Source organism: Vibrio sp. M260118, assembly GCF_036533755.1.
Taxonomy (GTDB): Bacteria; Pseudomonadota; Gammaproteobacteria; order Enterobacterales; family Vibrionaceae; genus Vibrio.
The window spans coordinates 1-5,944 of record NZ_JATABG010000217.1; the positions used below are offsets into that span (position 1 = coordinate 1).

The window sequence follows — 5,944 nt, forward strand, 5'->3', positions numbered from 1 at the left end:
ATTTTTACAGAGGTTATTTGGTTGGTAACTTAGACAAACATCTTCGACATAAACAAGTGCCAGTTTTTGCTAGGTTTGAAGTATCGCGTTTATCTATATCAAAACACCAACAGGTTGATTTTCCTTGGCTAATGTCGCATTGAGCTTGCTCCCCACACGAAGGACATCGATGGGTTGAAGCGTCTCCGCTGAGGTTTGCCATAATTTGCTCACGTTCTTGATCTGAAAGATGACGCCAGTTGATGATTTCATTTATGGTGCGGTGGCAGCCACTACAGATACCATCATTATTTTTGCAAGCTGCGATACAGGGCGTTTTCAAATCCTATTTCCATAAATACAAACGAATGACGCGACTATATCGAGTTATTTACATAACATCAAAAGTCATGTCTTAGAATTATTTAGTTCCATTTTGAAAAGAGGGCGGCTGGTACTCTAGAGAGGCATCTTTTTTCATTAAAATATTGCTCGCAATCAAGCTCCCGAAGCAGATAAAGATGAGAGCCAACCAACCAAAGAGCGAAGGTGTCTCATTGAATACTGGGATTGCGAGAACCGTCGCCATTGCCGGGGTCGCTGCACCAAAAGCGGCAGTGCGTTCTGCGCCCAATGTAGAAATTGCATGTAGGTAGGTAAAAGCGGCGATTAAACCTGCGCCAATACCTTGAAGCAGTATATGGCCACTCAGTTCCGTCCAAGGCCACTCGCTAAAGGGACTGCTGTGTAAGGAACTCTGCACAACGCCTGAAAAGATTAACGATATTAAGACTATCATAGACATTAATGAAACAAGCCCCGATGCAGCCAGTGGATTCAAGTTTGAAACTCGGGCGCAGATGGTAAATATCGCCCACATCGCACTGCCAATCAGAAATAGTAGGTGTCCTTTCCACAATGAAGAGTCAGCAAAACTCTGCATGAGGAAAGTGGCTATCCCGATGATCACAAGCGCTAAACCTACCACCCGGTGCGAGCTTAATGGCTGCTTAAACAGTATGACCGCAATGGCAGATACGAACAAAGGTAGTGTGCCTGGAACCAGAGCACTTCCATCAGAAACAGGCGCCAAGCTCATTCCGCTGCCAGCGATAAATAGGTAAGGTAGCCCGCTACCAATAAACATCCCAACTAGGTAACGTTTAGGAACTTGTGATATGGCTTGTCGCGCTTGGTAGACGACTGGCAGTAACACTAGGCAAGGAACCACAAAGCGGGTAATTGCTATATCGGCGATCATAAGTTCCGAGTGTGCACCACTTCTAAGTGATAGGAAAAAACCAGACCAAAGTAATAGGGTGGCAATCATTGCCAAATATCCAGATATCATGTCCATATGTGACCAAAACTCTACATATCAACATTATGATGCGTAACTGACGGTGAAATGTGGCAATATCGGTTGGTAATAAAGCTTTATTTGACTAATTCAATTAAAAATTTGCTATTTTTTGCCAGAAAAGAGCGTAAGAGATATGGATAGAATCGATAAACACATTTTACGTTTGTTACAACAAGATGCACGCCAGTCAACGGCTGATATAGCAGATAAGGTAGGTTTGTCCGCGTCGCCGTGTGCAAGACGGATTAAACGCCTTGAGGAACTGGGGATTATTGATAGCTATCGAGCGAGCTTAAACAAGGCGCTAATTGGTGTGGGAATGACGGTATTTGTTGAGGTCAGCTTAAACAATCATCAAGCGCTGAGCATTGATGAGTTTGAACAAGCCGTTCAAGACATGGATGAGGTGATCAGTTGCCACGTCGTGTCCGGCGCATACGACTACCTTTTGGAGGTGGTTAGTCACGATTTAGCAGGGTATGAATCATTTACACGTAAGCTTCAGCGCTTGGAAAACGTAAAGGATATTCACACCCACCTTGCTATTCGGCAAGTCAAAGGTGGGAGTGAGTTGCCCATCTTCAGCGCAAGCAAATGACGCGCGAATTGGGGGGAAATAGGTCACTCTGGCTTAGTGATACTGCCTAGCTCAAGAACAGGCGCTACTTCAATGTCTTCGGCATTCATCATTGAAGAGATACGTTGCACTGATGAAAGTAGTAGTGATTGTTCCCACTCTTCTAAACGCTGGAATTTAGTAATAAAGCTTTGTTGGAGCGGAGTCGGTGCATCTTGGAGTAGCTTCTCCCCATCTTCGGTTAAATGAGCGTGGACTTTACGCTTATCTTTAACGCTTCGAACACGCTTCACTAAACCATTACGCTCTAGGCGATCGAGAATGGTGGTTGCTGTTGCTTGACTCATATTGGTGTGATCCGACAGCTGTCGAATGGTCACTTCACCTAACTCTTTAATAGAGCGCATCAGGATAAGTTGTGGCCCGGTCAGGCCAGACTCTTTGCTGAGTTTTTTGGAGTGTAAATCGATCGCTCGAATAATTTGGCGAATCGAGACCAGAACTTCTTCGTGCTTTTCCAATGCGATTCCTTTATTTCACTGAGAGTTTGGGGGATAAAGTAGGCGAAAATACATCAATTGTGCGAGTAAAAAAAGCCTTAACGTCACAAATATTACTACCTTCTTTCTCCCGCCATCGATTGGTGGACCAACTTGCTTAGTGTTCGAATAATATTTAGTTGTAAGTGTACAATAAGATGCCTACTTTTTGTGCGTTCGATTGGTTGTTTTATTAAATTGTGGCTAAAAAATAGCTTAATACTGGAACATAATTACAAGAAGCGTACAATATGAAGAGACGTATCAGACTATTCTGTTGAAAAATAGATTTTAACTCTAACGATTTTGTGTGAGTTGGCTGGTACGCATTGAGGAATCAGATGCTAGAGAGGAATGATGACTAAAGGCATAGACAAGTACAGTATCGACAGTACTGATTACACGATCGGTCAAGATAACGTACAGAAATGGGGATTTGATGTACACAATCCAGTATTTGGTTGGAGTGCAGGACTCATAGCAGTATTTTTGATTGCTGTTTTGGTGATGGATGCAGAGTCAGCGAAAGCGACTCTTGATGGCATTAAGTGGCAAATTATCGGAAGTTTCGACTGGCTGTTTATTTGGTCAGGTAACATCTTTGTTGTTTTCTGTTTAGCCCTAATTGTGTCGCCATTGGGAAAAATTAGATTAGGTGGTAGTGATGCGACTGCTGACTACTCATACGTTTCTTGGCTATCGATGTTGTTTGCAGCCGGTATGGGTATTGGCTTGATGTTTTGGAGTGTCGCAGAGCCAGTTGCTTACTTCACAGGTTGGTATGAAACTCCATTAGGTGTTGAGGCTAACTCTGCAGAAGCGGCTAAGTTGGCTTTAGGTGCAACTATGTTCCATTGGGGTTTACATCCTTGGGCTATTTATGGTGTTGTTGCTCTGTCGTTAGCTTTCTTTGCATACAATAAAGGTCTGCCACTTTCGATCCGTTCGATTTTCTATCCGATATTAGGCGATCGTGCTTGGGGCTGGGCTGGTCACATTGTAGATATTTTAGCGGTATTGGCGACGCTGTTTGGTCTAGCAACCTCACTAGGTTTAGGTGCACAGCAAGCAGCAAGTGGTATTCACCATGTATTTGGTGTTGAAACGGGTCTAGGTTTACAAGTTGTTGTGATTACGACAGTTACCTTGCTAGCGGTTGTGTCAGTAATCCGTGGTATCGATGGCGGCGTAAAAGTGATTAGTAACATCAACATGATTGTTGCATTCTTGCTGCTTGTTCTCGTTGCTCTTATCGGTTGTGCAATTGTAGTAGGCAATATTGGCACCACGCTGATGGCTTACCTAGAAAATCTGATTCCATTAAGCAACCCTCATGGGCGTGAAGATGAAGCGTGGTTCCAAGGTTGGACTGTATTCTACTGGGCTTGGTGGATCTCGTGGTCACCATTCGTAGGTATGTTCATTGCGCGTGTATCAAAAGGTCGCACGGTACGTGAGTTCATCACTGCGGTTCTACTAGTGCCAACAGCTGTGACACTGCTATGGATGTCGACGTTTGGTGGTATGGCGATTGATCAAGTGATTAACGGTGTTGGCGAGTTAGGCTCGCAAGGTTTGACAGACGTTTCGCTAGCTATGTTCCAAATGTTCGATGTGCTTCCTTTTGGTTCGCTACTATCGATCATTGCGATTGTATTGGTACTGGTATTCTTTATTACTTCGTCTGACTCAGGTTCATTGGTCATCGACAGTATCACTGCTGGTGGTAAAGTTGATGCACCAGTGATTCAACGCGTATTCTGGGCCTTTATGGAAGGTGCAATTGCCGTCGCTCTGCTGTGGATTGGCGGTTCTGAAGCGGTTCAAGCGCTGCAAGCGGGCGCAATCTCAACCGCGCTGCCATTTACCTTTGTTCTGCTGCTTATGTGTGTAAGCTTATTGATGGGTATGCGCACCGAGAAGCGTTAAATAATACTTAGAATAAAGGCTTAAAAGGGACGTTAATCGTCCCTTTTTTTCTATATCCAGAATTGGCTAATAGGTGCATTTCTATCGTAATGGTGAGCGATTTGTGCTTGAAGCAGTTCTGCCGTGGCAAGCGCGTCAGTCAGGGCATGATGAGGCGTGTATAGTGGAAGACCATAGCGAGTGCGGCTTGTGCCAAGGCGCACTGATGCGGGCTTACGACCACGGATTCTATTGATAACGCCACCACTGACCTTATGTTGAACAAGAGTCTCAATATGCATCGTGTCGATTACCGGAAACTCAATACCTTCGTGAATTCGCGTATTAAGCGCCGCATCAAAAAACTCTCTCTCGATTCTTTGATAGTGAACCACCATCACCTTGCCTGACATTTCCTTTAGAATCTCTTCATAGGTATTAATTAAATCTGGCGCATCCAGTACATCGGAATGGGTGATACCGTGGATCACCACTGACTCTTCAGGCAGCTGCTTACGTGGTTTCACTGTCCAATGCTTTGCCTGGTTCATGAAAATTCGATTTAGCGTAAAAGGAACAGTACCAATGGTGATGATGTCATCTTGCTCTGAATCTAACCCCGTCGTCTCAAAATCCATTGCAAGAAAAACCACCTCTTCAATTGGAGTCGCTGAGTCAGGTAAACCTGCATTGTAGTACTGTTGCAGTGCGTGGTCTTTTACCACCTCGAGCTTGCGGCTGAATTTTGTTGGCCAGTCTATAGAAGGTGGTGACATTATTTTGCTAAACATCAGTACCTCACTTAAAGTTGTTGCTAGCTTGGTAACGGAACTTGAGGAAGTTTTGCGCATTGCTCAGGATTTGGAAGGCGTCTTTTAAGTTGCGCCTTTCAAAGTCGGATAAGTTTTCTGGCTCTATGTTGTTATCAGGGTCAATTTCATTTTCTACGTCGAATGCCTGATGGCGAATTCGGACCATGGAGATAAACTCTAGCGCGTCACTTAGGTCGCGAGCTTTCCCTTTGGGCAAAATGCCCGCTTCATGGATGTCGTCTAAGCGCTCGAATGAGTTTTTTGAACGAGATCCTACGGCAAGCGCATGTACGCGAATAAGATCAGCCAATGGCGCAGTTCCACGGCGCTTTAGGTTGATGGAGTTCTTGTGTCTACCATCTTTTTCCATAACGAAATCTTTAAAGAACCCAAGAGGAGGTGTGCGATTCATTGCATTGCGAGCCAAGCAGGCTAAGAATCGGTTGTTTTTTCTTGCTCGACGGACGATAAATCCATTTAAGTGTTCTGCCCACTTCAATCGTCCGTAGACCCCATCAAGGTCAAAAAAGATGGAGGCATTAAGCAGCGCTTTTGGATTTGGGTCATCAATCCAATCAGCGAAACACTCTTCCCACTCGGTTCGTGTCATGCGCCAGTCCGGGTTAGTCGCCATGATATCGCCAGTACAATAGCTGTAACCACATTGGTCGAGTCCGTCACACACCCGTTTTGCCAGTTCGGTAAAGTAGCTGTCGTGTTGCTCTTTCACATAGGTGTTATCGAGAATGATGGCGTTGTCTTGGTC

At 44.7% G+C, this 5,944-nt stretch carries 7 protein-coding genes; 2 read left to right on the plus strand and 5 right to left on the minus strand.

The window, feature by feature from the left end:
- Nucleotides 1–13 precede the first annotated feature (13 nt).
- Together QTO00_RS13070 and QTO00_RS13075 are read right to left on the minus strand one after the other, a co-directional pair.
- Nucleotides 14–322: a cysteine-rich CWC family protein gene (locus QTO00_RS13070; RefSeq protein WP_331425200.1), complete on the minus strand. Its 309-nt coding sequence runs from the start codon at nucleotides 320–322 to the stop codon at nucleotides 14–16.
- A 78-nt stretch (nucleotides 323–400) separates the two neighbouring features.
- Nucleotides 401–1,309: a DMT family transporter gene (locus tag QTO00_RS13075; RefSeq protein ID WP_443088929.1), complete on the minus strand. Its 909-nt coding sequence runs from the start codon at nucleotides 1,307–1,309 to the stop codon at nucleotides 401–403.
- A 166-nt stretch (nucleotides 1,310–1,475) separates the two neighbouring features.
- On the opposite strand from QTO00_RS13075, the gene QTO00_RS13080 reads away from it, so the two are divergent.
- Nucleotides 1,476–1,940 (plus strand): Lrp/AsnC family transcriptional regulator, encoded by a 465-nt coding sequence (locus tag QTO00_RS13080; RefSeq protein ID WP_038201284.1) that lies wholly within the window; start codon nucleotides 1,476–1,478, stop codon nucleotides 1,938–1,940.
- Nucleotides 1,941–1,963: 23 nt separating this feature from the next.
- On the opposite strand, the gene QTO00_RS13085 is transcribed toward QTO00_RS13080, so the two are convergent.
- Nucleotides 1,964–2,440 (minus strand): MarR family winged helix-turn-helix transcriptional regulator, encoded by a 477-nt coding sequence (locus QTO00_RS13085; protein ID WP_038201281.1) that lies wholly within the window; start codon nucleotides 2,438–2,440, stop codon nucleotides 1,964–1,966.
- A 375-nt stretch (nucleotides 2,441–2,815) separates the two neighbouring features.
- On the opposite strand from QTO00_RS13085, the gene QTO00_RS13090 reads away from it, so the two are divergent.
- The gene (locus QTO00_RS13090; protein ID WP_331425201.1) at nucleotides 2,816–4,387 is read left to right on the plus strand and encodes a BCCT family transporter; all 1,572 of its coding nucleotides are present in this window, start codon (nucleotides 2,816–2,818) and stop codon (nucleotides 4,385–4,387) included.
- A 50-nt stretch (nucleotides 4,388–4,437) separates the two neighbouring features.
- On the opposite strand, the gene QTO00_RS13095 is transcribed toward QTO00_RS13090, so the two are convergent.
- Both QTO00_RS13095 and QTO00_RS13100 read right to left on the minus strand, forming a co-directional pair.
- Entirely contained in the window at nucleotides 4,438–5,157 is a 720-nt protein-coding gene (locus tag QTO00_RS13095; RefSeq protein ID WP_331425202.1) for a 3'-5' exonuclease, read from the minus strand.
- A 7-nt stretch (nucleotides 5,158–5,164) separates the two neighbouring features.
- The coding region (locus QTO00_RS13100) for a putative nucleotidyltransferase substrate binding domain-containing protein (protein ID WP_331425203.1) at nucleotides 5,165–5,944 on the minus strand (780 nt) is incomplete at its 5' end.

Bases quoted from the DNA above. Each gene is read 5' to 3' on its own strand.
- QTO00_RS13075 (WP_443088929.1), bottom strand. From the start codon at position 1,309: ATGATTGCCACCCTATTACTTTGGTCTGGTTTTTTCCTATCACTTAGA.
- QTO00_RS13080 (WP_038201284.1), top strand. From the start codon at position 1,476: ATGGATAGAATCGATAAACACATTTTACGTTTGTTACAACAAGATGCA.
- QTO00_RS13090 (WP_331425201.1), top strand. From the start codon at position 2,816: ATGACTAAAGGCATAGACAAGTACAGTATCGACAGTACTGATTACACG.
- QTO00_RS13095 (WP_331425202.1), bottom strand. From the start codon at position 5,157: ATGTTTAGCAAAATAATGTCACCACCTTCTATAGACTGGCCAACAAAA.